The sequence below is a fragment of the Belnapia sp. AC561 genome (assembly GCF_979252845.1).
Genome location: NZ_CEEDBP010000002.1, coordinates 200,007 through 224,742, shown reverse-complemented (window position 1 = coordinate 224,742; position 24,736 = coordinate 200,007). Strand labels below are relative to the sequence as shown.

The 24,736-nt window shown below is 70.5% G+C and carries 19 protein-coding genes; 10 read left to right on the top strand and 9 right to left on the bottom strand.

The window, feature by feature from the left end:
• Positions 1-36: 36 nt before the first annotated feature.
• Positions 37-1,233, top strand: coding sequence for an LLM class flavin-dependent oxidoreductase (locus AC0IW9_RS02745; protein WP_471646673.1), 1,197 nt, complete (start codon positions 37-39; stop codon positions 1,231-1,233).
• Positions 1,234-1,264: 31 nt separating this feature from the next.
• Here AC0IW9_RS02745 and AC0IW9_RS02740 read toward each other — a convergent pair whose 3' ends face one another.
• The 4 genes from AC0IW9_RS02740 to pncA form a co-directional block, all read right to left on the bottom strand.
• Complete coding sequence (locus AC0IW9_RS02740) at positions 1,265-2,977, bottom strand: ABC transporter ATP-binding protein/permease (protein ID WP_471646672.1); 1,713 nt, start codon at positions 2,975-2,977, stop codon at positions 1,265-1,267.
• Between the two features lie 163 nt (positions 2,978-3,140).
• Positions 3,141-4,673, bottom strand: coding sequence for a UxaA family hydrolase (locus AC0IW9_RS02735; RefSeq protein WP_471646671.1), 1,533 nt, complete (start codon positions 4,671-4,673; stop codon positions 3,141-3,143).
• Positions 4,674-4,699: 26 nt separating this feature from the next.
• The gene (locus AC0IW9_RS02730; protein WP_471646670.1) at positions 4,700-6,400 is read right to left on the bottom strand and encodes a Na/Pi cotransporter family protein; all 1,701 of its coding nucleotides are present in this window, start codon (positions 6,398-6,400) and stop codon (positions 4,700-4,702) included.
• Between the two features lie 124 nt (positions 6,401-6,524).
• Positions 6,525-7,208 (bottom strand): bifunctional nicotinamidase/pyrazinamidase, encoded by a 684-nt coding sequence (pncA, locus tag AC0IW9_RS02725; protein WP_471646669.1) that lies wholly within the window; start codon positions 7,206-7,208, stop codon positions 6,525-6,527.
• Positions 7,209-7,349: 141 nt separating this feature from the next.
• On the opposite strand from pncA, the gene AC0IW9_RS02720 reads away from it, so the two are divergent.
• A complete protein-coding gene (locus AC0IW9_RS02720; RefSeq protein ID WP_471646668.1) occupies positions 7,350-7,622 on the top strand; it encodes an usg protein in 273 nt (90 codons plus the stop codon).
• Positions 7,623-7,641: 19 nt separating this feature from the next.
• Here AC0IW9_RS02720 and AC0IW9_RS02715 read toward each other — a convergent pair whose 3' ends face one another.
• Positions 7,642-8,313 carry a TVP38/TMEM64 family protein gene (locus AC0IW9_RS02715; RefSeq protein WP_471646667.1) on the bottom strand — a complete coding sequence of 224 codons (672 nt, stop codon included), beginning with the start codon at positions 8,311-8,313 and terminating at the stop codon, positions 7,642-7,644.
• Complete coding sequence (locus AC0IW9_RS02710) at positions 8,310-9,050, bottom strand: glycosyltransferase family 2 protein (protein WP_471646728.1); 741 nt, start codon at positions 9,048-9,050, stop codon at positions 8,310-8,312. Before AC0IW9_RS02710 ends, AC0IW9_RS02715 begins: the two co-directional genes overlap by 4 nt.
• A gap of 98 nt (positions 9,051-9,148) precedes the next feature.
• On the opposite strand from AC0IW9_RS02710, the gene AC0IW9_RS02705 reads away from it, so the two are divergent.
• The 4 genes from AC0IW9_RS02705 to AC0IW9_RS02690 are packed head-to-tail and all read left to right on the top strand — an operon-like array spanning position 9,149 to position 17,838.
• A complete protein-coding gene (locus tag AC0IW9_RS02705) occupies positions 9,149-10,234 on the top strand; it encodes a COX15/CtaA family protein (protein ID WP_471646666.1) in 1,086 nt (361 codons plus the stop codon).
• On the top strand, positions 10,231-15,915 hold the full coding sequence (locus tag AC0IW9_RS02700; protein ID WP_471646665.1) for a PAS-domain containing protein: 5,685 nt from the start codon (positions 10,231-10,233) through the stop codon (positions 15,913-15,915). The genes AC0IW9_RS02705 and AC0IW9_RS02700 overlap by 4 nt, the downstream gene beginning before the upstream one ends.
• Before the next feature lie 13 nt (positions 15,916-15,928).
• Positions 15,929-17,371 (top strand): metalloprotease TldD, encoded by a 1,443-nt coding sequence (gene tldD, locus AC0IW9_RS02695; protein ID WP_471646664.1) that lies wholly within the window; start codon positions 15,929-15,931, stop codon positions 17,369-17,371.
• Positions 17,368-17,838, top strand: a complete 471-nt coding sequence (locus AC0IW9_RS02690) for a GNAT family N-acetyltransferase (protein WP_471646663.1) — start codon at positions 17,368-17,370, stop codon at positions 17,836-17,838. The genes tldD and AC0IW9_RS02690 overlap by 4 nt, the downstream gene beginning before the upstream one ends.
• On the opposite strand, the gene AC0IW9_RS02685 is transcribed toward AC0IW9_RS02690, so the two are convergent.
• Positions 17,807-18,346, bottom strand: coding sequence for a TspO/MBR family protein (locus tag AC0IW9_RS02685; protein WP_471646662.1), 540 nt, complete (start codon positions 18,344-18,346; stop codon positions 17,807-17,809). The two genes, AC0IW9_RS02690 and AC0IW9_RS02685, sit on opposite strands and share 32 nt — an antisense overlap.
• A 72-nt stretch (positions 18,347-18,418) precedes the next feature.
• Positions 18,419-20,929 (bottom strand): mechanosensitive ion channel domain-containing protein, encoded by a 2,511-nt coding sequence (locus tag AC0IW9_RS02680; RefSeq protein ID WP_471646661.1) that lies wholly within the window; start codon positions 20,927-20,929, stop codon positions 18,419-18,421.
• A gap of 102 nt (positions 20,930-21,031) precedes the next feature.
• On the opposite strand from AC0IW9_RS02680, the gene AC0IW9_RS02675 reads away from it, so the two are divergent.
• From AC0IW9_RS02675 to AC0IW9_RS02660, 4 genes are all read left to right on the top strand, one after another.
• Entirely contained in the window at positions 21,032-21,226 is a 195-nt protein-coding gene (locus AC0IW9_RS02675; protein WP_471646660.1) for a twin transmembrane helix small protein, read from the top strand.
• Positions 21,227-21,422: 196 nt separating this feature from the next.
• Positions 21,423-22,172: an electron transfer flavoprotein subunit beta/FixA family protein gene (locus AC0IW9_RS02670; protein WP_471646659.1), complete on the top strand. Its 750-nt coding sequence runs from the start codon at positions 21,423-21,425 to the stop codon at positions 22,170-22,172.
• A 2-nt stretch (positions 22,173-22,174) separates the two neighbouring features.
• The gene (locus AC0IW9_RS02665; RefSeq protein WP_471646658.1) at positions 22,175-23,104 is read left to right on the top strand and encodes an electron transfer flavoprotein subunit alpha/FixB family protein; all 930 of its coding nucleotides are present in this window, start codon (positions 22,175-22,177) and stop codon (positions 23,102-23,104) included.
• A gap of 78 nt (positions 23,105-23,182) precedes the next feature.
• Positions 23,183-24,061 (top strand): 3-hydroxybutyryl-CoA dehydrogenase, encoded by an 879-nt coding sequence (locus AC0IW9_RS02660; protein ID WP_471646657.1) that lies wholly within the window; start codon positions 23,183-23,185, stop codon positions 24,059-24,061.
• A 40-nt stretch (positions 24,062-24,101) separates the two neighbouring features.
• On the opposite strand, the gene AC0IW9_RS02655 is transcribed toward AC0IW9_RS02660, so the two are convergent.
• Positions 24,102-24,617, bottom strand: a complete 516-nt coding sequence (locus AC0IW9_RS02655) for a pyridoxamine 5'-phosphate oxidase family protein (protein WP_471646656.1) — start codon at positions 24,615-24,617, stop codon at positions 24,102-24,104.
• Positions 24,618-24,736: the final 119 nt, after the last annotated feature.

The window sequence follows — 24,736 nt, the reverse complement described above, 5'->3', positions numbered from 1 at the left end:
AATACTCCGGTCCGAGACAAGAAAGGCACGCTTCCCATGGCCCATCGCGGTCTGCGCTTCGGCATCTTCCTGGCGCCTTTCCACCGGGTGGGCGACAACCCGACCCTGGCGCTGGGCCGCGACCTCGAGCTGATCTCCTGGCTCGACAGCCTGGGCTACGACGAGGCCTGGATCGGCGAGCACCATTCGGCCGGCTGGGAGATCATCGCCAGCCCGGAGATCTTCATCGCCGCCGCGGCCGAGCGCACCAAGCACATCATGCTCGGCTCCGGCGTGACCTCGCTGCCCTACCATCACCCCTTCCTGGTGGCGCAGCGCTTCGTTCAGCTCGACCACATGACGCGCGGCCGCGCCATGCTCGGCTGCGGCCCCGGCGCCCTGGTCTCCGATGCCTACATGATGGGCATCAAGGCGGAGGATCAGCGCCGGATGATGGATGAGAGCCTCGGCGCCATCATGAAGCTGCTGGCCTGCGAGGAGCCGGTGACGATGAAGACCGACTGGTTCGAGCTGAACCAGGCCCGCCTCCACCTCGCCCCCTATACCTATCCGCACTTCCCCATCGCCGTGGCCTCGGCCACCACGCCGTCGGGCGTGCAGACGGCGGGCAAGTACGGCGTCGGCCTGCTCTCGCTCGGCGCCGGGCTGCCCGGCGGCAATGCCAAGCTGGCCGACTACTGGCGCCAGGGCGAGGCCGAGGCCGAGAAGCACGGCAAGACCTTCAACCGCGACGGCTGGCGCCTGGTCATCAACATGCATTGCGCCGAGGAGGATGAGCGCGCCTTCCGCGACGTCGCCCGCGGCGAGCGGATGGAGACGCTGTCCTACTTCAGCGAGACCCTGGGCCGCCCGCCAATGCGCAGCGAGAATCCGCTCGGCGATGGGCTCAAGGCCGGCACCACCCTGGTCGGCAGCCCCGAGACCATCATCAAGGGCATCGAGCGCCTGCTGGAATACACCGAGGGAGGGGCCGGCGGGGTGCTGTTCCGCGCCCATGAATGGGCCAACCGCGAGGACACGCTGCGCAGCTTCGAGCTTTTCGCCCGCTGGGTCATGCCGCATTTCCAGGGCAGCCTGACCATGCCGCTGCAATCCCGCGAATGGTGCAGCGAGAACCGCCAGGGCATCTTCGGCCCCAGCATGAATGCGTTGCGTAAGGCCTTCGTCGATGCCGGGCAGGATGTGCCCGACCACATGCGGATGAAGCTGCACACCGGGAAGGTCGACCTCTAGCCGAAGGGCGGGGGGAGGGGCCTCCCTCCCCCTACCGCAGCGGCGCCACCACCAGCGCCTTCGCCCGTGACACGACCGCCCCGCTGACCATCCGCGCGCCCTCTGGCCCCGCTTCCAGCCGCAGCACCCGGTCGTGGTGCCGCGCCAGCCCATCCCGGTGGCCGATCGAGACCAGGGTCGAGCCCACCAGCTCCACCGCGAAGAGGCCCATCAGCGCCGCCTGGCCCACCTCGTCCAACGCCGAGGTCGCCTCGTCCAGCAGCACCCAGGCCGGACGGTGCAGCAGCAGCCGGGCGAAGCCGATCCGCTGCTGCTGGCCCAGGCTGAGGGTGCGGTCCCAGCGCCCCGCCTCGTCCAGCCGCCCGACCAGGGCCGGCAAGCCGCAGCGGATCAGCGCCGCCTGCACCGCCGCATCGGGAAAGACCCCGGCCGGTGCCGGATAGCTCACCGCCTCGCGCAGGGTGCCGAGCGGCAGGTAGGGCCGCTGCGGCAGGATCATCATGGCCTCCCGGGCCGGTGCCCGCACCCGGCCGCTGCCCCAGGGCCATAGCCCCGCCACCGCGCGGAACAGGGTGCTCTTGCCGGTGCCGCTCTCGCCCTGGATCAGCACCCGCTGCCCGGCGCGGATCACCGCGCTGGCCTCGGCCACCAGCACCGTCCCATCGGGGCCGCGCAGCGACAGCCCCTCGAAGGCCAGGACCTCCCCGCCTTCCTCGACCGCGATGCCGCCCGCGGCGCCCAGCGCCTCGGCCGCGTCGAGGCTGTCCTCGAGCGCCACGATCCGCTCCACATGGCTGCGCCAATCGGCCAGCCGCGGCCAGTTCTCCTGGAACCAGGACAGCGACTTCACCACCTCGACGAAGGCCTGGGCCAGTTGCATCAGCGTGCCGAGCGTCAGCGCCCCGGCGAAATAGACCGGGCTCGCCAGCAGCAGCGGCACCACCGCGGCGACCATCCCGTAGCCCGAGCCCAGCCACATCAGCTGCCGCTCGGTCCGCAGCAGCTGGTGCATCGTGCCGACCACCCGGGCGAAGGCGCCGCGCAGCCCGACCGCCTCATCCGGCCCGCCGCGGATCAGTGCCACCGCCTCGGCGCTTTCGCGCAGGCGCACCAGGGCGAAGCGATGGTCGGATTCGGTCTGGTTGCGGCGGATATTGATATCGACCAGCGGCCGGCCGATCAGCCAGGTCAGCACCCCGCCCGCCAGCGCATAGAACACCGCCACCAGCACCAGGCTGCCCGGCACCGCGACGCCGCCCAGCCGTACAACGCTCGACAATACCCAGAGCACGCCGGCGAAGGAGACCAGGGTCAGCACCGCATGCAGCAGCCCGGTCGCCAGATCGACCGCCATGACGGTCGCCCAGCGGGTATTCTCGCTGATCCGCTGGTCCGGATTGTCGGCGGCATCGGGCAGCAGCCCCATCCGGTAGTGACAGGCATCCGCCAGCCAGCGTTCCTGCAGATGGTGGACCAGCCAGCGGCGCCAGCGCAGCGCCAGCATCTGGCGGGCCCAGAGCTGCGACACCGCGATCGCCATGCTCAGCCCCGCCAGCAGCAGGAACAGCCCGACCTGACCGCTGCTCTGCACCGGGTCGCGCTGCTCCAGCGCATTGAAGAAGTCCCTGTGCCAGAGATTCAGCCGCAGCTGCGTGCCGATCTGCGCCAGGGTCAGGACCAGCGTGGCGGCGGTCAGCCCCCAGGCAACGCGACGCTCCTCGGAGGCGTACCAGCCGCGGGCCATGCGCCAAGTACGCCGGAAAGGGCCTTGGGAAGGAGGCGGTGCAGCCAAGCCAGGATCTCCCATGCGATGCGATATCGCATGGAATATACAAAATTTTGTGAGCGCCGCCATTCAAATGAGGCGGAAATGGGGCGCGCCCGCCCCACCTGTGACATTCGTGATGCTACATCGTGGCACCGAGAACCCAGGGCGCGAACTCCGCCGCACCGAAATCGAAGCTCTCGCTTTTCGTCCGCTCGCCGCTCGCGGTCCGCAGCATCTGCTGGAAGATCCGCTCGCCGACCTGCTGCACCGTCTCCTCGCCGGTGACGATGGTGCCGCAGTTGATGTCCATGTCGTCGGACATCCGTTCGTACATGACCGAATTGGTCGCCAGCTTGATCGAGGGTGTCGGCTTGCAGCCGAAGACGCTGCCCCGCCCGGTGGTGAAGCAGAGCAAATTGGCGCCGCCCGCCACCTGCCCGGTCGCCGCCACCGGGTCGTAGCCCGGCGTATCCATGAAGACGAAGCCCTTCGCGGTGACCGGCTCCGCATAGCGCACCACATCCACCAGGTTGGTCGAGCCACCCTTGGCCATGGCACCCAGCGACTTCTCGAGGATGGTCGTCAGCCCCCCCAGCTTGTTGCCCGGCGACGGATTGGCATCCATCTCCGCCCCCTCGCGCGCGCAATAGGCTTCCCACCAATGCATCACGTCGACCAGCTTCTGGCCGACCGCAGGGCTCACCGCCCGCCGCGTCAGCAGGTGCTCGGCGCCATAGGTCTCCGGGCTCTCGCTCAGGATCACCGTGCCGCCGTTCCGCACCACCAGGTCGCTGGCGACGCCGAGCGCCACATTCGCCGTGATCCCCGAATACCCATCCGAGCCACCGCATTGCAGCGCCACGCACAACTCGCTCACCGGCACCGTCGTGCGCTTCACTTGGTTCGCCTCGGCCACCACCTCGCGCACGAAGTCGATCCCGGCCTGCACGGTCTTCCGCGTGCCGCCCATCTCCTGGATATCCATGTTGCGGAGCCGGCCGGAGAGCTTCTGCTCATCCAGCAGCCCACCGATCTGGTTGACCTCGCAGCCCAGGCCGATGGCGATGACGTTGCTGAAATTGGCATGCCGGGCGAAGCCGCCGAGGGTCCGCCGCAGCAGGGTCAGCGGCTCGCCCTGGGTCATGCCGCAGCCGGTCTTGTGGGTCAGCGCCACCACGCCGTCGACGTTCGGCCATTCCGCCAGCGGGTCCTCACCGGTCAGCGGGTTGCGGCGGAAGGCCTGGGCGATCAGCTCCGCCACATGCGCCGAGCAATTCACGCTGGTGACGATGCCGATGTAATTCCGCGTGGCGACCCGCCCATCCGCCCGGCGGATGCCCTGGAAGGTCGCCGGCTCGGCGGCATAGTCGGTCGGCTTCGCATCCACGCCCCAGGCATAGTCGCGGGAAAAGTCGCCCATCGCCAGGTTGTGGGTATGCACCCACTGCCCGGGCGAGACCGGCTCCGTGGTGAAGCCGATGATCTGGCCGTAGCGCTTCACTGCCTCGCCCGGCGCATGGAAGCGCACCGCCACCTTGTGCCCGGCCGGGATGCGCGCGGTGGCGACCACGTTCGGCGCGACCGGCGTTCCCGGCGGCAGCACCTGCCGGGCGATGACGACGCCATCCTCGGGGTGCAGGGCGATGATAGGCGGCTGGGTGATGGCATCCATGGCTTGAGGCTCCCTTTGACGGGAGATTAGCAGCCCTCCGGTGCCCCCGCATCCTCCTCCGCCCCCACATCCTCGGCCAATGCCAGGCGGCTGGCCAGCAACTCCCCCCGGCGTTCCAGCAACGGATGCGCCACCACGGCCAGATGGCCGCCGACCCGCCGCAGGTCCCGCACCGCATCCAGCAGCAGCCCGGCCGCCCCGCCGCCCTCGGCCGCGCTCAACGCGCCATCCTCGGCCAGCCGCCGCGCCGCATCGCGCTCCGCCGCCCGCAGCCCTTCCTTGCCGCGCACCAGCCGCCGCGCCGCCTCGGCGTCCTCCATCATGAAGACCGCGATCGCCAGCCGGAGCTGGTCCAGCAAGGTCCCGTGCAGCGCCGCGATCTCCCGCGCCGGCTCCGCCCCCAGCGCCACGCCGCGCCGCAGCCGCTTGGCCGCATGCCGCACCAGGTCGCGCTCCACCACATCGGCGGCATGTTCCAGCGCGATGGCGAAGGCCTGCACCTCGGCCAGCCGCCGCCGCTCCTCCTCGCCCAGCGCCTCCTGCGGGATGCGGGCGAGGTAGCCATGCACCGCCCGGTGCAGCCGGTCGACCACGTCGTCCATCCGGCTGATGACCCGCGTCGCCTCCCGGTCATGCCCGCGGAAGGCTTCGGCCGAGCCCTTCAGCATCGCCTCCAGCTGGTCGGCCATCCGCAGTACCTCGCGTGCGCCATTGGCCAGGGCGACGGAGGGTGTCTCCAGCGCCGCCTCGTCCAGGTAGCGCGGCGCCGCCGCATCGGCCGCGGCATCGCGTTCCGGCAGCAGCCGCCGCACCAGGGCCGCAAGGCCCGGCAGCAGCGGCAGCGCCAGCACCCCGGTCGCCAGGTTGAAGGCGAGATGCGCATTGGCCACCAGCCGGGCCGGCGCGGCGTCCAGCGCCAGCAGCCAGCCCGTCGCCTGCGGCAGCAGCGCCAGCACCACCGCGCAGCCGACCAGACGGTTGATGAGATTGCCCGCCGGCACCCGCAGCCGCGCCGCATCCTCCCGGTCGCCACCCGCCTCCAGCAGCGGGTTCAGCGCGCTGCCGAGATTGGCCCCGAGCACCATGGCGATCGAGGCCTCCGGGGTCACCGCGCCGCTGCCGGCCAGCCCGGCGACGAACAATACCCCCGCCACGCTGGAGTGCGCCGCCCAGGCCACCACCGCGGCCAGCAGCAGGTTGGGCAGGGGCAACTCGGCCACCGCCTCCAGCAGCGCCCGCAGGGTGGGGGAAGCCTCCACCGGCGCCATCGTCTCCACCATCTGGTGCAGCGCCAGCAGCATCAGCCCAAGCCCGATGGCGACCCGCCCGAGGTCCCGCACCTGCTGCCGCTTGCCACGGCGAAAGGCCAGCACGCCGGCCAGCACCAGCGCCGGGAAGACCGCCGTCACATCGAAGGACAGCAGCTGCACGATCAGCGCGGTGCCGACATTGGCGCCCAGCATGGCCGCCAGCGCCGGCGCCAGCCCCACCGCCCCGGCCGCGGCGAAGGAGCCGACCATCAGCGCCGTCGCCGTGCTGGACTGCAGCGCCGCCGTCACCCCGAGCCCGGCCAGGAAGGCCCGCCCGCGGCTGCCCAGCGCCACCCCCAGCACCTGTCGCAACCGGCTGCCGAAGGCCCGCTGAACCCCGCTCTGGACCATATGCAGGCCCCAGAGCAGCAGTGCTGCCTCCCCCGCCAGTTCCAGCAGCAGCCGTGCCTCCGCCATGCCAAGCACCTCCGTCGTCGGCCGTCCCAACGACCCAGGATAGCGCAAAGCATCCGGATGTCTCGCCCCCCCCCCCGGCGTCAGCCGGCGGGTTGATCCATGTCAGCCCGCGGGTTGATCCATGTCAGCCGGCGAGGTCACCCGACCCGATGACGTGAACTCCCGCCGCCGCCAGCCGCGCCCGGGCCGCGCCGAGGCTATCCCCGCCGCCCGGCAGCGGCAGCCCGATCCCGCGGCAGGCATCCTCGATGACGAAGACCGCGAAGCCCAGCCGCGCCGCATCCTCGGCCGAGAAGGCCACGCAGTAATCCGTCGCCAGGCCGCAGAGGAACAGCCGCGCCACCCCACGCGCCCGCAGCCAGGCCTCGAGCCCGGTGCCGGTCACCCGGTCATTCTCGAAGAAGGCCGAGTAGCTATCGACCTCGCGGCGGAATCCCTTCCGCACCACCAGCTCGATCCGCCCCTGGTCGAGCCCCGGATGCAGCGCCGCCTCAATGGTGCCCTGGATGGCATGGTCCGGCCAAAGCGTCTGCGGGCCATAGGGCATGGCGATGGTCTCGAAGGCCTGCCGCCCCGGATGGGAACTGGCGAAGGAGGAGTGCCCGGGCGGATGCCAGTCCTGGGTGGCGAAGGCATGTCGGAAGGGCCCGGTCAGCAGCCGGTTCACCGCCGGCACCACCGCATCGCCATCGGCCACCGCCAGCGCCCCGCCCGGCATGAAGCAGGGCTGCACATCCACCACGCCGAGCATGTCGATCGCGGGATCGATCACCATCGCCATCACCTCCTCCTTGGCAGCAGCCCTCATGCCCGAGTGCCAACATACTGAAATACCACAATTTTGTTGCGGCCCCCCGGCATCCCCATGGCAAGCTCCGCGCTGCAACCACGGAGGAATCGCCCGCCGAACGGCGGTGCATCAGCGAGAGGCCAGCGAAAGGATAAGCGCGTGCTGCAGACCCTGGAACGCTTCGTCCAAATCCCGGATTGGCGGCTTACCACCGCCGAGATTCTCTATCACATGCCCGACCATCCCGGCGTGCTGCAGACCTTCGTCTGGCAGAAGATCGACCGGGCCCCGGTCTTCCCCGAGCTGTCCAAGTTCCTCGAGTTCTGGCGCCGCGAGATCGAGGGTCCGCTGCACTCCGTCCGCGTGGCTTCGCCGGCGCTGATCCGCCCGACCGAGCTGCGCTACGCCAACGGGCAGTTCGTGCTGCATTGAGGCCGGCGCGGGGCCGGCCTCACTCCTCCAGGGCCTGCCCCGCCCGGTGCCGCCGCAGCAGCCAGAAGCCGATCCCGACCGAACCCAGCAGCAGCACGGCCGAAAGCCCGAGCTGCCAGGCCCCATCGACCCGCACCCCTTTGCCCAGCAACGCGAAGACCAGCGTCTGCGGCAGGTAGCCGAAGGCCGAGGCGGCGAGGAAGGGCAGCAGCGGGATGCTCGCCATCCCGGCCAGCAGGTTCAGCGCCAGGTTGTTGCCCACCGGCAGAAGCCGCAGCGCGAGCGTGGCCCCGAAGGGACTGGCCGCCAGCGTATCCCGCAAGGGCCGCAGCCGCCGTCCGAAGCGCCCCGCCAGCCGGCGCTCCGCCCAGCCCCGCCCGACCAGCCGGGCCCAGCCGAAGGATAGGGCGCAGCCCAGCAACTGCCCGGCGAGCGCCAGCCCGGTGCCGGCCACCGCGCCGAAGGCATAGCCGCCGAGGAAGGCGATCCCCTGCCGCGGCGCGCCGACGGCGGTGGCTACCGTGCCGACCAGCAGGAAGATCGCCTCCCCCCAGAGCCCCTGGCCGCGGATGTTTTGGTCCACCCATTCGGTGCCGAGCGCCGCGCCCAGCCAACGCAGCAGCAGCCCCGCCACCACCAGCCCGGCCGCCAGCAGCAGCAGCTTGCCGAGCGCCCCGGCTTTGGCGCTCACTCCTCCAGCACCGGCCTCGAGCCCCGCCGCTGCAGCCAGGCGACGCCCATCAGGTCGAACAGGCTCACCGCCAACCGGTCCAAGGTGCCGTAGTTGGAAGCACCCCGCGTCCGCGGCCGGTGGTTCACCGGCTCGCTCACCACCTGCCCGCCCTGGCGCAGCACCAGCGCCGGCAGGAAGCGGTGCATGTGGTCGAAGTGCGGCAGTGCCAGGAACAGCGCGCGGGGAAAGACCTTCAGCCCGCAGCCGGTATCCGGCGTCGCATCGCCCAGCAGCCGGGCGCGGATCCGGTTGGCGGCCCGGCTGGAGCGCCGCTTGATCCAGCTGTCCCGCCGCGTCACCCGGTGCCCGGCGACCAGCATCGCCGCGCCGCCTTCCTGCGCCCGGGCCAGCAGCCGCGGAATATCCGCCGGGTCGTTCTGCCCATCCCCGTCGAGGGTGGCGATCCAGGTGCCGCGTGCCGCCTTCACTCCGGTGATGACGGCCGCCGATTGACCGCAACTGGTCCGATGCCGCAGGTGCCGCAGCGGCGCGGTCCGGGCCGCCTCCTGCAGCGCCGCCGGCGTCGCGTCCGAGGAGCCGTCGTCGACATAGACGATCTCATGCGCCACCCCGGCCAGCGCCGCCTCGATCTCGGCCACCAGGGGCGCGATATTCGGGGCCTCGTTGCGCACGGGGATCACCACCGAAATCAGGGGGGACGCGGCGGCGCCGGTCGCTTCGGGGTGCATGTGCATCGCGGCGACGCGGTAGCAGCCAGTGGCCCTGCCGGCAAGCATCTGCCCTGCAGCTTCGATTGGTGTCGGATTCGCCGAGGCTGCCTATACTCTTGCCCATGCCCTTCGATGCCCCCCCAAGCTCCCAGTCCCGCGCGCCCTCCAGCACGGGCGCCGCGCCCCGCGCGATCGCCCTCTGGCTGCTCGGCGTCGCCGGCATGGTCTGGGCCATGGTCGCCATCGGTGGTGCGACCAGGCTCACCGGCTCCGGCCTCTCGATCATGGAATGGGCGCCGCTCTCGGGGGCGCTGCCGCCGGTCTCGGATGCCGAGTGGAACCGGCTGTACCAGCTCTACCGCACGATTCCGCAATACGAGCTGGTCAACCAGGGCTTCGGGATCGAAGGCTTCAAGCAGATCTTCTGGCTGGAATGGATCCACCGCTTCTGGGGCCGGCTGATCGGCCTCGCCTATGCGCTGCCGCTGGCCTGGTTCTGGCTCCGCGGCCGCATCCCCGCCGGGCTCAAGCCCCGATTGCTCGGGCTGCTGGTGCTGGGCGGGCTGCAGGGCGCGGTCGGCTGGTTCATGGTCGCCTCGGGCTTCGAGGCCGACCGCACCGCCGTCTCCCCCTATCGCCTCGTCATGCATCTGGGCCTGGCGCTGCTGCTCTTCGCCGCGCTCACCTGGACCGGCCTCGGCCTGCTGCGGCCCCGCCCGGCCAGTGCCGAGCCGGGCTTCGCCGGGCTCCGCCGGCAGGTCAAGGCCGCGGCTTGGCTGCTGGTCGGCGCCATGCTCGCCGGCGGCTTCGTCGCCGGCAACCGGGCCGGTCTGGACTACAACACCTTTCCGCTGATGGCCGGTGCCGTGGTGCCGGACGGCTATTGGCGGCTATCCCCGGGCTGGACCAACCTCACCACCAATATCGCCACGGTGCAGTTCAACCACCGCCTGCTGGCGACCCTGGCCGGCCTCGCCGCGCTGGGCGCCGCCTTCACCGCGGCGCGGCGGCTCGCCCCGGGCTTCGCCCGCAGCGCCTGCCTCGGCCTCGGTGCCGCCGTGCTGCTGCAATACGCGCTCGGCGTCGCCACCCTGCTCGCGGTGGTGCCGGTCTGGCTGGGCACCCTGCACCAGGCCTGCGCCGTGCTGGTCCTCGGCATGGCCCTGCTCGCGCTGAACGGCCTCCGCCCGCCGGAAACCAGACTATGACCGAGCCGCCCGCCGCGCCACAGGCTGCCTCGGGGGAGGCCGTTATCGGGGAGGAGGGACTGGCCCAGCTCATGCTCGACAGCATGCGGCATGGGATCGCCCTCTTTGATTCCGAGGGCCGGCTGGTCATCGCCAACCGGCTCGCCAGCCGCATCGCCGGGCTCGACCCCGGCATGCTCCGCCGGGGGGAGCATATCGCCACGCTGATCCATGCCCAGGCAGCAAACGGCGAATTCGGCCAGGGCGAGGATGCGGCGGCCATCGTCAGCCGGGCCCTGGCCCTCGATCGCCGCCGGCCCTCGAGCCTTACCCGCCGGCGGCCGGATGGGACGGTGGTCGAAGTCGCCTCCACGCCCGCCCCCGGCGGCGGTTTCGTCGTCACCTTCAGCGACGTCACCGCGCATGCCGAGGCGGAGGCCGCCTTGCGCGACCAGGCCGAGATGCTGCACGCCACGCTCGACAACCTGCGCCACGGCATCCTGGTCTTCGGGCCGGATGCCAGGCTGCGCCTCGCCAATGCGCTGACCGCGGACCTGTCGGGCCTGCCCCCGGCCGCCCTGCAACTCGGACGCAGCCATGCCGAACTGGTCAGCGACCTGCTGGCCAGCGCCGAATTCGCCAGTCCCGAGGACCGTGCCACGGCGTTGCAGGCCCTCGGCACCGAAAGATCCCAGTCCAGCAGCTATACCCGGACCCGCCCGGATGGCCGCATCATCGAGGTCAGGTCTGACCCGACGCCGGATGGCGGCTTCATCATCACCCATGTCGAGGTGACCCGGCAGGCCCAGGCTGAGGCGGCCGCCCGCCGCCAGGCGGCGCAGATGCAGGCCATGCAGGACCACATGCGCCACGGCATCGCCTATTACGGGCCGGACCGCCGTCTGATCACGATGAACCGCCTGGCCGGGCGGCTCAGCGGGGTGCCGAAGCATTATCCGCTGTTCGGCGCCCTGTTCGAGGATGTCGTCGACTCCCAGGCCAGCGACGGCGTCTTCGGCGCCGGTGCCGCCGCCGCGGCGGAGGTCGCACGGATCAAGGCGCTCGATCGACGCCAGCCCATCCGCTACCAGCGCACCAACCCGGCCGGGAAGGTGATCGAGGTCACCTCCGACCCGACCCCGGATGGCGGCTTCGTCGTGACCTATACCGACATCACCGCCCGGGCGCGCGCCGAGGCGGCAGCCGAGGAACGCACCGCCACGCTGACCGCGGCGCTGGAAGCGATGCGGCACGGCTGCCTGATCTATGGCCCCGATGGACGCCTGCTGATCGCCAATGCCCAGGCTGCTGACATCTGTGGCCAGCCGCCCGATGAACTCGCCCCCGGCCGCACGCGGGAGGAATTGCTGCGGCTGCAACTGGCGCGCGGGAGCCTCGGTCCGGGCGAGGCCGGCGAGGCGCGGCTGCAGGAACTGATGCGCCGCGACCCCCGCATTCCCACCCGGGAACGCCGGCGACTGGCCAACGACCGTATCGTGGAAATCGTGGCGGAGCCGACCCGTCAGGGTGGCCGGGTGATCACCTTCACCGACATCACCGCCCTGGTCACCGCCGAGGCGGAGGCGCGGGATCGTGCGGCATTGCTGCAGACCATGCAGGACACGATGCGGCACGGCATCGCCTTTTTCGGCTCGGACCATCGACTCATCATGGCGAATGCCCTGGCGACCGACCTGGCCGGGCTGCAACCGGGCGACGGCAGGCCGGGCATGTCCGTCACCGAGCTGAATGCCATCCGGCTCCGCCGCGGCGTCTTCGAGTCGAGTGATGCGGAGATCCACGCCAGCGGCCGGGACCGCAGCCGGCCGCACCAATCCCGTCGCACCTTGCCGGATGGCCGGGTGGTCGAGGCCCTCTCCGATCCGACGCCGGATGGCGGCTTCGTCATGTCCTGGACGGATGTCACCGCCCTTGCCCGGGCCGAGGCCGCAGCCGAGCAAAGGGCCGCCACGCTCCAGGCGATGATCGAGAACATGGGGACCGGCGTGGCGCTGTTTGGGGCGGACCACCGGCTGATGGCGGCCAACCGGCTGGTCGAGGACCTGGCCGGCTATGCCCCCGGAGAATTGCAGCCGGGCAGCAGCCTCGAGGAATTGCTGGCGACCCAGGCGCCCGGCGCGGCGACCGGCGACATCAACCTCGACCGCGAATACCGGGCGCTGGCGCTGGGGGCGGACCGGAGCCGTCCGCTGCGCTATATCCGCCCCGCCCCGGCTGGCCGGATGGTGGAAGTCGCCTCCGCTCCCATGCCCGATGGCGGCTTCGTCATCACCCTGTCCGATATCACCGCCCTGGCCCGGGCCGAGGCCGAGGCCAAGCAGCAGGCCCAGATCCAGGCGGTGATGCTCAGCACCATCCGCCACGGCATCGCGCTCTATGGCCCGGACCACCGGCTCATCGCGGTGAACCGCCTCACCACGGTCATCAGCGGCACCACCGAGGAGCAGGTCCGTCCGGGCGTCAGCTTCGCGGAGGTGGTGCGGCACCAGGCGGCGATGGGCGGCCTGGGCAGGAATCCGGAAGCCGAGGTCGAGCGCCTGCTGTCGCTCGACCGGCGCCAGCCGCAGCACTACCGCCGGGAAGCCTCGGACGGCCGGATGATCGAGGTGCATTCGGACCCGACGCCGGATGGCGGCTTCGCCATCACCTTCAGCGACATCACCGCCCTCGTCGCCGCCGAGACGGCGGCACGAAGCCGCGCCGCGATGCTGCAGGCCGCGCTCGATACCATGCGGCATGGCATCATGCTCTTTGGCCCGGATCACCGGCTGCTCGCCGCCAATGCCCTGGCAACCGAGATCGGCGGCCTCAGCGCCGAGGAGTTGCGGCCGGGCATCCTGCTGGAGGAGCAGGTGCGGGAGCACCATGCCCGCGGCATGTACGGGCCGGAGCCGGAGGCCTCGGCGACGCGCGATCACCTGCTCGCCGCCGATCGCAGCCTGTGCTGGCGGCGTACCCGGAAGATGCCGGACGGCCGGGTGGTCGAGGTCTTCAGCGACCCGACGCCGGAAGGCGGCTTCGTCGTCACCTTCACCGATGTCACCGCCCAGGCGCAGGCGGAGGCTGAAGCCAGGCAGCGCGCGGCGACGCTGCAGGTCACCATGGACAATGTGCATCACGGCATCGCCATGTATGGCCCGGACCGCCGGTTGGTCGTCGCCAATCGCCTCGCCGGGCCGCAGCATGGCCTGCCGAACCTGCATGAGCGGCCGGGCGTGCTGTTCGAGGATCTGGTCTGCGAGCAGCGCGTCCTCGGCTTCTTCGGCCCCGACCCGGAGGCGGCCCGGATCGCCGCCGAAGTCATCGGCCTCGATCGCCGCAAGGCCATCCGCTACCAGCGCCGGCTGCCAGACGGGCGGATGCTCGATATCGGTTCCGACCCCACGCCGGATGGCGGCTTCGTCGTCACCCATACCGACGTCACCGACCTGGAAGCCGCCAAGGCGGAAGCCTCCACCCGTGCCGGCGTGCTGCAGGTCATGCTCGACAACCTGCGGCATGGCATCCGCTACTTCGGCCCGGACCACCGCCTCATCGCCTTCAACAACCTGGTCGATGACCTGACCGAGAATGCGCCGCTGGTGGTGAAGATCGGCGTGACCTTCGAGGAATTGCTGCAGCGGCAGGCCACCCAGGGCAGCTTCGGCGATGCCGAGGCAACCGCGGCCGCCCTGCGGCTTGGCCGCACCCTCTGCCAGGGCGAGCCGGCGCGCTACATCCGCCGCACCCCGAAGGGCCGCATCCTCGAGGTCTCCTCCAGCCCCACGCCCGATGGCGGCTTCATCGTCATCCATTCCGATGTGACCGAGCTGCTGGAGGCGCAGGGCGCCGCAGCCGATCGCGCCGCCCTGCTGCAGCTCATGCTCGACAGCATGCGGCATGGCATCGCTCTGTTCGACCGCGACCGCAGGCTCGTCACCGCCAATGCGCTGACGGCGGAATTCAACGGCGTGTCCGCAGCCGCGCTGGTGCCGGGCCGGGCCCTGGCGGATATCGCCGCCGACATCGTCGCGGCCGGGGCCTTCCCGGCCGAGGCGATGCGGGCGGCGGTCGAGGACGACTACTCCCGGCCCTTGCGGCGCAGCCGGCAAGGCCCGGATGGCCGGGTCATCGAGATCATCGCCGATCCCACCCCGGATGGCGGCTTCGTCGCCACCTACAGCGATGTCACCGCCCTGACCCGGGCCGAGGCCGAGGCCCGCGAAAGGGCCGATGTCCTGCAGGTGATGCTCGACAATATCCGGCACGGCATCTGCTACTACGGGCCGGACCGCCGGGTGATCGCGGCCAATGCCCTGGCTGCGGAATTCGGCGGCCATGCCCCTGGCGACCTGCGCAGGGGCCGCTCGCTCGAGGCCTTGATCGACGAGCAGATGGCGCTCGGCGCCATCGGCGGCGATGCGCAGGCGGTCGGGCGCATGGCGCGCGAGATGGATCGCAGCCGGCCGGCCCGCTACATCCGGCAGAATGCCGATGGCCGCATCCTCGAGATCACCTCGGACCCGACGCCGGACGGCGGCTTCGTCGTCACCTCGGCCGATATCTCCGCGCTGGTGGACGCGGAACAGGCGCTGCGGCACCGCGCCGGCATCCTCCAGGCCATGCTGGACAACAGCCGCCAGGGCATCGTGCTCTTCGATGCCGATGGCATGGTGCTGGCGGCCAACGGCAATGCCGCAGCATTGAACGGCCTGCCGAACGAGGCGCTGCGTCCGGGCCGCCATATCCAGGCCATCATCGCCGACCAGGCCGCGGCCGGCTATTTTGATGCCGAGACGCTGGCCGATGCCCTCACCCTGGTGCCGAACGACCGGCCCTGGCCCGTGCCCTGCGTGCGGCAACGGAGGCTGGCGGGCAACCGGATCATCGAGATCACCACCGACCGTGCCGGCGACGCCGGCTATATCCGCAGCTACCGGGACATCAGCGATGAGCAGCGCGCCCGCGCCGAGCTGGAGCGCGCGCGCGATGCGGCGGAGGCGGCGAACAAGGCCAAGTCCCGCTTCCTGGCGACGATGAGCCATGAGCTGCGGACGCCGCTGAACGCCGTCATCGGCTTCTCCGAGGCCTTCATGGTGGACCGCGACCCGGTGCGCGGCCGGGAATACGTGCAGTCCATCCATGAGGCGGGGCGCCACCTGCTGTCCCTCATCGACGACATCCTGGACGTGACCCGGTCCGAGACCACCGGCTTCGCCATCACCGAGGGCCGGGTCGATATCGGCGGCGTGGCCGAAGGGGTCATGCGGGTGATGCAGGCGACCGCGGCAACCGCCGGCGTCACCATCCAGGCCCAGCTGCCGCCCATCCTGCCGCTGGTCCGGGCGGATGAGCTGCGGCTACGCCAGGTGCTGCTGAACCTGGTCGCCAATGCGGTGAAGTTCACGCCCAGCGGCGGTTCCGTCACCCTGGGGGCGGCGGTGGAGCCGGAAGGCGACCTGGTGATGCGGGTGACCGATACCGGCATCGGCATGGCGCCTGCCGATATCCCCCGCGCCTTCGAAGCCTTCACCCAATTGGATTCATCGCTGTCCCGCCGCTTCCCCGGCTCGGGCCTCGGCCTATATCTGTCCCGGGCGCTGGCGGAGGCCCAAGGGGCCACGCTGGGCCTGGAAAGCGCCCCCGGCGCCGGCACGACCGCGGTCCTGCGTATCCCGAAAGCCCGCCTGCTGGCCGATTGATTGGAGCCATACCATGCCGCTCGACACGCCGCTTTCGGTCACCGACCGCCTGTTCTTCGCCGATGACCAGCTCGACCGCGCCGCGACCGAAACCCTGGTGCAGTCCGCCCTGGCCGGAGCCGAGGATGGGGAGCTCTTCCTCGAATACCGCGAGAGCGAGGGCATCTCGCTCGATGATGGCCGCATCCGCTCCGCCACCTTCGATGCGACGCGGGGCTTCGGCCTGCGCGCGGTCGCCGGCGAGGCGGCCGGCTATGCCCATTCCGGCGAGATGACCGAGGCCGCCCTGAAACGGGCGGCGGAAACCGTGGGCGCCGTGCGGCAGGGCTATTCCGGCACGCTGGACCTGGCCCCCCGCGCCACCAATGCGCGCCTCTATGGCGACGGCAACCCGCTGACCCTGCTCGACTTCGGCGCCAAGACCGCGCTGCTCGGCGAGATCGATGCCTTCGCCCGGGCCCGCGACCCGCGGGTGAAGCAGGTCATGGCCTCGATCTTCGGGGAATGGCAGGCTGTGCAGATCCTCCGCGCCGACGGCACCCGCGTCGCCGATATCCGCCCGCTGGTCCGCCTCAACGTGGCGGTGGTGGTCGAGCAGGACGGCCGGCGGGAGACCGGCAGCCACGGTCTCGGCGGCCGCTTCGAATACGGCCGCATCCTCACCGAGCAGGTCTGGCACGGCGCGGTCGACGAGGCGCTGCGCCAGGCGCTGGTCAACCTCGACAGCGTCCCGGCCCCGGCCGGGGAGATGGAGGTGGTGCTCGGCCCGGGCTGGCCCGGGATCCTGCTGCACGAGGCGATCGGGCATGGGTTGGAGGGCGACTTCAACCGCAAGAAGACCAGCGCCTTCGCCGGCCTGCTGGGCCAGCGCGTCGCCTCGCCCGGCGTCACGGTGATCGACGACGGCACCATGCCGGACCGCCGCGGTTCGCTCACCGTGGACGACGAGGGCACGCCGAGCCACCGCACCGTGCTGATCGAGGACGGCATCCTGGTCGGCTTCCTGCAGGACCGGCAGAATGCCCGGCTCATGGGCATGGACCCGACCGGCAACGGTCGGCGTCAGAGCTATGCCCATATCCCGATGCCGCGCATGACCAATACCGTCATGCTCGGCGGTGCCCATGCGCCGGAGGAGATCCTGCGCGGGGTCAAGAAGGGTCTCTACGCCGTGAATTTCGGCGGCGGGCAGGTCGACATCACCTCGGGCAAGTTCGTCTTCTCGGCGTCGGAGGCCTACCTGATCGAGGACGGCAAGCTCGGCGCCCCGGTGAAGGGCGCGACCCTGATCGGCAACGGGCCGGACAGCCTGACCAAGGTGACCATGGTCGGCAACGACATGGCGCTGGATGCCGGCATCGGCACCTGCGGCAAGCAGGGCCAGGGCGTCCCGGTCGGCGTCGGCCAGCCGACCCTGAAGCTGGCCGGGCTGACGGTGGGCGGGACGGCGGTGTGAGCATCCGCCCGGCGCGGCCCGAGGAAGCCCCCCGCCTCGCCGCCATCGTCGAGGCCGCCTATGGGCCCTGGGTGCCGATCGTCGGGCGGCGGCCCTTCCCGATGCAGGACGACTACGCCGCCCGCATCGCCGCCGGCCAAGCCTGGGTGCTGGAGGCCGAGGGCACCATCGCTGGCCTGGTCGTGCTCGAACAGGACGCCGACCACCTCATGCTCGACAACATCGCCATCGACCCGGCGCGGCAGGGGAAGGGCGACGGCCGGGTCCTGCTGGATTTCGTCGAAGCCGAGGCCCGCAGGCGCGGCCTGGCGGAGGTCCGGCTCTATACCAACGTGCTGATGGAACGGAACATCGCGCTCTATGCCCGCCGCGGCTATGCCGAAACCGGGCGGCGGCAGGAAAAGGGCTTCGCCCGGGTCTTCATGACGAAGACCCTCAGCGGTTCCGCCGCCACAACTCCTCGCTGAGCAGCGCCGCGAAGCCGATCCAGGCGGCATAGGGCACCGCCAGGGCCGCCGCCGGCGGGTCGATGCGCCGGGCGGTCGCCACATAGGCAACCGCATTGGCCACCGTCACCACCGCTTCCACGGTGGCCGCGCCACGCCGGCGCTGGCCGAAGCCCAGCCACATCCACAGGGCGTTCAGCGCCTGGATGCCGAACCAATGACCCAGCGCCCGGTCCCGCACCGCAAGCCGCGGCGAATTCCAGATGCGCCAGCCCGAAAGGGTCAGGGCACCATAGAGCGGCAACCAGACCACGAAGGCCTTGTCGGGCGGGTTGAAGGGCGGCTTCTCCAGCCGCTCGTAATCAGAGCGGATGCGCGGATGATGCGGGGCAGGCGAATACCGCGCCGACACCAGGGCCGACGCAAGCACCGCACCCGCCGTCACCGCCAGGCCCAGCCCCAGGTTCCGGTCGCTGATGCGGCCGCGATAGGCCGGTTTGGCGATGGTCTCGACCAGGGTTCCGGACATGCTCTTCTCCGCCAGGACGCTGCGATGATCCCTGGCGGAGAGCGCGGCGGCCGGGCGTCGGTTCCCGTATCCTCAGCCCGGCGCCTCGGCCTTCCCCTTCGAGGATCGCTCCAGCGGCCCCAGCGGCTGATGCGGGATGTCGATTCCCAGCTCCTCGAACTTCCGCTTCACCCGCCGCAGCAGCTCCCGCTGCACCGGCCAGCGCTGGGTCGGCTCGGTCCGCACCCGGCCGCGCAGCAGCACGCCGACCTGGCCGAGGTTGTCCACCCCCCAGAAGTCGAATTCGTCGCGGATCGCCCGCTCGAAGCGCGGCTCGGTCCGCATCTCGGCCACGATCGCCTTGATCGCCGCCCCTGCCTCGTCGGTATTGGTCTCGTAGGAGACCAGGACATCCGCCATGGCGAAGGCGAAGTCGCGGGTGCTGTTGGTCACCGTCGTCACGGTCGAGAAGGGCACGATATGGATCGAGCCGTCGCCGTCCCGCAGCTTGATCGAGCGGATCGACAGATGCTCGACCACGCCGCCCTTGCCACCGACATTCACCGAATCGCCAACCGCGACCGCATCCTCCAGCAGCAGGAAGACGCCGGTGATGATGTCCTTCACCAGGGTCTGCGAGCCGAAACCGATGGCCAGGCCGACCACGCCGGCACCGGCCAGCAGCGGCGCCACGTTCACCCCGAGCTGCGACAGCGCATTCAGCACCACGAAGACCAGGATGAAGACCCCGATCACCGTCCGCAGCATCGGCAGCAGGGTCCGCACCCGGGCGCTGCGCGCCGCATGGCTGTCCCGCGACAGGCGTGAGAGCCGCAGCTGGATGGAGGAATTCGCCACCTCCCAGATCACCAGCCCCAGCACCAGGGTGCAGAGGATGTTGAACAGCGTTTCCACCAACCGGTTGCCGAGGGTGCCCCGGGCGAACCAGTCCAGCGAATGCAGCCCCCAGGTCTCCAGCAGCAGCACCAGCACCGCGAGGCCCAGCAGGACCGAAACACCCGCCCGCACCGGCGGCACATAGGTCGCCGCCCGGGACGGCAGCCCCGGCCAGCGCTTGGCCAGGTCCGGGCTCGGGTTCAGCAGGTGGTCGGTCAGCCGGATGAAGCCCTCGTCCAGCGCCTTTGCCAGACCGACCACCAGCAGGGTCAGGACCGTGCCCCAGAGCAGCCGCTGGAAGCCGTTCTCCAGCGCCAGCGCCCAGACCACCCAGGATGCCACAAGCCAGAGGATGACGAGGACGTGCCAGATCTCGGCCAGCCGGTCCCGTGCCCCGCGGAGCATCAGGCGGGTCTGGTCCGGAACCTCATCCGGGCCCAGCGGACTGGCCCGGAGGAAATCGGCCACCGCCTCCCGCTGCTGCAGCACCAGCCGTACCAGAAGCAGCGAGATCACCAGCAGGGTGACGTTCAGGATGGCGTCATAGGCGGCCCAGGGCAGGCCGAGGAACAGCCCCGCTTCCGCCAGGGTATAGCCGCCGACGCCCACCAGCATCAGCCGCCGCAGCCAGCCGATGCTGGCCGCCGCCGCCGCATCCGAGCAGGGGATCAGCCGCAGGTGGTTCGAGGCCGGCGAGAGCAGCACCCGGGCCAGGACGAAGGCCGCCCGCGCGCCCATGTAGGCATGGGCCATCATCAGCCCGACCAGCCGGGTGGTCGGCAAGGGATTAACCAGCCCGAACAGCCCGTAGACCGCCACGGCGAAGCCGGCGATCGGCACCAGGTCCAGCAGCAGCCGGCCGAGCAGCAGCGGCAGCCGCTTCAGCCAGGTCAGCGGCGCGACGCCGCCTTCCGCATCCACCGGCGGCGCCACCGCATCGAGCCAGCGCCGGGTCCGGGCGAGGGCCCGCACCAGCACCGCCTCCACCGCCAGGCCGAAGCCGATCAGCAGCAGCAGCTTCCAGGCGGCATCCAGCAGGCGGGTCCGCGCCACCGGGTCCTGCGCCAGCTGCGTCGTCGCCTCCCAGAGCGCGGGGAGGTCGGCCATGGATTGCACGGCCTTGAGCATCGTATCGGAGATGATGCCGATCCGCCCGGACAGGCCGCTGAGCAACTGGGCCCCGAGGGTATTGGGGGCGATCAGGGGATCGGCCGCCGGTGCCTCCGCCGCCGGGGCAGGGGCTGCCGGTGCGGCGGCCGGGGCTGGAGCGGGGGCCGCAGGGGCGGATGCAGCACCCGCCGCCGGGGCAGGTGCCGAGGCAGGTGCCGGGGCAGCGGCAGGCGCCGGAGCGGCCGCCGCCCGAGCCGGTGGCGGCGGGCTGGCTTCCGCGCCCTCGGCCGCGGCGCTGACAACCGGTGCCGGCGCGGCAGTCGCCGGAGCGGCCGCGACCGGCATCGGCGGCACCGATCCCTCGCCGGCGGTGCCCGCCTGCGCCCGGCTGGCCTCCGCCAGGGCTTCCAGCGTCCGCAGGAATTCGGCCCGCCGCGCCTCATTCTGCAGCAGCGAGGTCAGCCTTTCGATATCGGCCGAATTCAGGCTGCTGACCGGTCTTTGCTGGCCGCCTGGTCCAGCCGGCTGCGCCCGTGTCGGGCCAGGACCGGCCAGGCCGGCGATCAGGATCAGCAGGGCGGGCAGGGTGCGAAACAAGCTCATGGCTCCGGCAGCAACCCCATCGCCTGCCTTGGGTCAAGCACCGAGCCCCTCCGCGCGCGGGATTGCAACTTCCCGCCATGCGTCTAAGTGGAGGAAATGAAGACCATCCTGACCGTTCTGGTCGCGCTCGGCATGCTCGCCACGTTGGGAACCCTGTTCGGCGGCATGCTGGGCCTCGCCAAAGGCGATGGCAGCGGGGAACGATCCAACCTGCTCATGCGCTGGCGCGTCGTCATCCAGGGCATCACCCTGCTGCTCTTCGCCCTGCTGCTGGCCGTGTCCCGCGGCTGACGACGGCGCGGGGCTGCTTTGACAGGGGTGCGTGGCCCGACCTATTTTGCCGCGCCATTTCCCAGGGGTAACCCTGGGCAGTATCGAGGGAGACCGGCAGCAAGGGGCATGATCGTGCCGCCCCCCTGGGCCGGCCCCGGCGCCCGCAAGGGGCGCCTGGGGAAACAGCAACAGCACGCAGGAAACGGCAGAGGCGATGAAGCTGCTCGTCCCCGTCAAGCGGGTCGTCGATTACAACGTGAAGGTTCGCGTCAAGGCGGACCATACCGGCGTCGAGACGGCCAACGTCAAGATGTCCATGAACCCCTTCGACGAGATTGCGGTCGAGGAAGCGGTGCGCCTGAAGGAAAAGGGCATCGCCACCGAGATCATCGCCGTCTCCGCCGGTCCCGCCGCCTGTGCCGAGCAGATCCGCACGGCGCTGGCCATGGGCGCCGATCGCGGCATCCTGATCGAGCATGACGGCATCCTGGAACCGCTCGCGGTCGCCAAGCTGCTGAAGGCGGTGATCGAGAAGGAGAGCCCGCAGCTCGTCATCCTCGGCAAGCAGGCCATCGACGACGACATGAATGCCACCGGCCAGATGCTGGCGGCGCTGATGGGCTGGCCCCAGGGCACCTATGCCAGCAAGGTCGAGTCCGAGGACGGCGGCCTGAAGGTGACGCGCGAGGTCGATGGCGGCCTCGAGCGCCTGCAGCTCAAGCTGCCGGCCATCGTGACCACCGACCTGCGGCTGAACGAGCCCCGCTACGCCTCGCTGCCGAACATCATGAAGGCGCGGAAGAAGCCGATCGAGAACATGAAGCCGGGCGATCTCGGCGTCGACGTGACGCCGCGGCTGACCGTGCTGAAGGTCGAGGAGCCGCCGAAGCGCCAGGCCGGCAAGAAGGTCGGCTCGGTGACCGAACTGGTCGACAAGCTCCGCAACGAAGCGAAGGTGATCTGAGGATGGCCGTTCTCATTCTTGCCGACCATGATGGATCGGCCGTCACCCAGCCGACCCGCAGCGCCGTCGCCGCCGCGGCGAAGCTCGGCGATGTCACGGTGCTGGTGCTGGGCAGCGCCGCCGCCGCCGAAAGCGCCGCCAAGGTCGCCGGCGTCGCCAAGGTGCTGCTGAGCGAGGATGCGCTCTATGCCAATGGTCTGGCGGAGCCGGTTTCGGCCCTGCTGGTCTCGATGGCGCCCGAGTATTCCCACCTGCTGGCCCCGGCCTCGGCCGCCGGCAAGAACGTCATGCCGCGCGTCGCCGCGCTGCTCGACGTGCAGGTGATCTCGGACATCTCCGGCGTGGTCGATGCCGATACCTTCGTGCGGCCGATCTATGCCGGCAATGCGATGGCGACGGTGAAGTCGGCCGATGCCAAGAAGGTCATCACCGTCCGCGCCGCCAGCTTCGACCCGGCACCCGCGACGGGCGGCAGCGCCTCCGTCGAGGCCGCGCCGAAGGGCGATGACCCGGCGCTCTCGACCTTCCTCGGCGCCGAGATCGCCAAGTCCGAGCGGCCCGAGCTGACGGCCGCGAAGATTGTCGTCTCCGGCGGCCGCGCCATGGGCAGCTCGGAGAATTTCCACATCATCGAGAGCGTCGCCGACAAGCTCGGCGCCGCCGTCGGTGCCTCGCGCGCCGCGGTCGATGCCGGCTATGCGCCGAACGACCACCAGGTCGGCCAGACCGGCAAGATCGTGGCGCCGGACCTCTACATCGCGGTCGGCATCTCGGGCGCCATCCAGCATCTGGCGGGCATGAAGGACAGCAAGGTCATCGTCGCCATCAACAAGGACGAGGAGGCGCCGATCTTCTCGGTGGCCGACTACGGCCTGGTCGGCGACCTGTTCAAGGTGATGCCGGAATTCGAGGCCGAGCTGGCCAAGAAGTAGGGCTTTCGACGCAGACGAACGGGCCGTCCGACGCCACTAGGTGCGTCGGGCGGCCCTTTTCATATGGGGATGGTGGCAATGGCGGATGTGAAGACGCTGGGCGTGATCGGCGCCGGGCTGATGGGCAATGGCATCGCCCATGTGGCGGCGCTCTCGGGCGTGCCGGTGGTGCTGGTGGATGTGAACCCGGCGGCGCTGGAGAAGGCGCTGGCGACCATCGGCAAGAACCTGGACCGCCAGGCATCGAAGGGCGGCATCCCCGCCGGCGCCAAGGAAGCCGCGCTGGCCCGCATCACCACCGGCACCGATTTCTCGGGCTTCGCCGATTGCGACCTCGTCATCGAGGCGGCGACCGAGAACGAGGAGATCAAGAAGAAGATCTTTGCCAGCCTCTGCCCGGTGCTGAAGCCGGATGCGATCCTCGCCTCCAACACCTCCTCCATTCCCATCACCCGGCTCGGCGCCGCGACCGACCGGCCGGGCCGCTTCGTCGGGATGCACTTCTTCAACCCGGTGCCGATGATGAAGCTGGTCGAGGTCATCCGCGGCCTCGCCACCGAGGATGCGACGGTCGGCGTGGTGAAGGCCCTGGCGGAAAAGATGGGCAAGACAGTGGTCGAGGCCGCCGACTATCCCGCCTTCGTCGTCAACCGCGTGCTCTGCCCCATGCTGAACGAGGCGGTCTTCGCGCTGATGGAAGGCGTGGGCGATGTGGTCGCCATCGACAACGGCATGAAGCTCGGTGCCAACCATCCGATGGGGCCGCTGGAACTGGCCGATTTCGTCGGCCTCGATACGCTCTATTCCGTGCTGAAGGTGCTGCACGAAGGCCTGGGCGACCCGAAGTACCGGCCCTGTCCGTTGCTGGCGAAATACGTCGAGGCCGGCTGGCTTGGTCGCAAGTCCGGCAAGGGCTTCTACGACTACAGCACCACGCCGCCGACGCCGACGCGCTGAGGCGGCAAGGCCGGGCGCGGATCGCGCCCGGCCAGATACCTCAGCCGGCCTTCTTGCTGAAGTCGACCTTGTCGTTCTCGCCCGGATGCGGCGGCTCGCCCGTGGTCACCGCCTTCAGGTAGCCATAGGCATGAACCAGCGTGCTGGAGGGGCTGTCCCAGTATTCCGCACCCTCGCACTCGACCCGGATCAGCTCGATCTTGGGGTCTTCCGCACCGCCGGGGAACCAGACGCGCATCGGCTCGCTCCAGAGCGACTTCTGCTTGGCCTGATCGCGTACGACCGTGGCGGTACCGCTGATCGAGACGTAGTTCTGGCTGGACGGATCGGAATAGGCCAGCAGCACGCGGCCATCGGCGCGGGTCTCGTCGGTCACCGCGCTGCCGGCGCTGGCGAAGAACCACAGCACGCCGTCGAATTCCTTGTTCACCGCGCGCATCGGCCGGCCGCGCAGATGACCGTCGCCGCCTTCGGTGACCATCATCGTCACCTCGACGTCCTTGACCATCTCCCAGACCTTGCGCTTGGCCTCGGCGTCGCTGCGTGTCTCCGGCATCATGCTCTCCCGTTGCGGTGTCGCCGGGTCCAACGACAGGCGGGGCAGACGGTTGCAGCCCTGGCGGCACGGCAGGCCAGCGGGGCAGGCCAATGAGGCAAGCCCGAGGGGCAGGCCCT

Excerpts from the sequence above, each read along its gene's own strand:
- AC0IW9_RS02675 (WP_471646660.1), top strand. The coding sequence starts at position 21,032 with ATGAAGACCATCCTGACCGTTCTGGTCGCGCTCGGCATGCTCGCCACG.
- tldD (WP_471646664.1), top strand. The coding sequence starts at position 15,929 with ATGCCGCTCGACACGCCGCTTTCGGTCACCGACCGCCTGTTCTTCGCC.
- AC0IW9_RS02730 (WP_471646670.1), bottom strand. The coding sequence starts at position 6,400 with ATGGCGGAGGCACGGCTGCTGCTGGAACTGGCGGGGGAGGCAGCACTG.
- pncA (WP_471646669.1), bottom strand. The coding sequence starts at position 7,208 with ATGAGGGCTGCTGCCAAGGAGGAGGTGATGGCGATGGTGATCGATCCC.
- AC0IW9_RS02710 (WP_471646728.1), bottom strand. The coding sequence starts at position 9,050 with ATGCACATGCACCCCGAAGCGACCGGCGCCGCCGCGTCCCCCCTGATT.
- AC0IW9_RS02745 (WP_471646673.1), top strand. The coding sequence starts at position 37 with ATGGCCCATCGCGGTCTGCGCTTCGGCATCTTCCTGGCGCCTTTCCAC.
- AC0IW9_RS02700 (WP_471646665.1), top strand. The coding sequence starts at position 10,231 with ATGACCGAGCCGCCCGCCGCGCCACAGGCTGCCTCGGGGGAGGCCGTT.
- AC0IW9_RS02660 (WP_471646657.1), top strand. The coding sequence starts at position 23,183 with ATGGCGGATGTGAAGACGCTGGGCGTGATCGGCGCCGGGCTGATGGGC.
- AC0IW9_RS02705 (WP_471646666.1), top strand. The coding sequence starts at position 9,149 with ATGCCCTTCGATGCCCCCCCAAGCTCCCAGTCCCGCGCGCCCTCCAGC.
- AC0IW9_RS02735 (WP_471646671.1), bottom strand. The coding sequence starts at position 4,673 with ATGGATGCCATCACCCAGCCGCCTATCATCGCCCTGCACCCCGAGGAT.
- AC0IW9_RS02685 (WP_471646662.1), bottom strand. The coding sequence starts at position 18,346 with ATGTCCGGAACCCTGGTCGAGACCATCGCCAAACCGGCCTATCGCGGC.
- AC0IW9_RS02740 (WP_471646672.1), bottom strand. The coding sequence starts at position 2,977 with ATGGCCCGCGGCTGGTACGCCTCCGAGGAGCGTCGCGTTGCCTGGGGG.
- AC0IW9_RS02665 (WP_471646658.1), top strand. The coding sequence starts at position 22,175 with ATGGCCGTTCTCATTCTTGCCGACCATGATGGATCGGCCGTCACCCAG.
- AC0IW9_RS02655 (WP_471646656.1), bottom strand. The coding sequence starts at position 24,617 with ATGCCGGAGACACGCAGCGACGCCGAGGCCAAGCGCAAGGTCTGGGAG.
- AC0IW9_RS02670 (WP_471646659.1), top strand. The coding sequence starts at position 21,423 with ATGAAGCTGCTCGTCCCCGTCAAGCGGGTCGTCGATTACAACGTGAAG.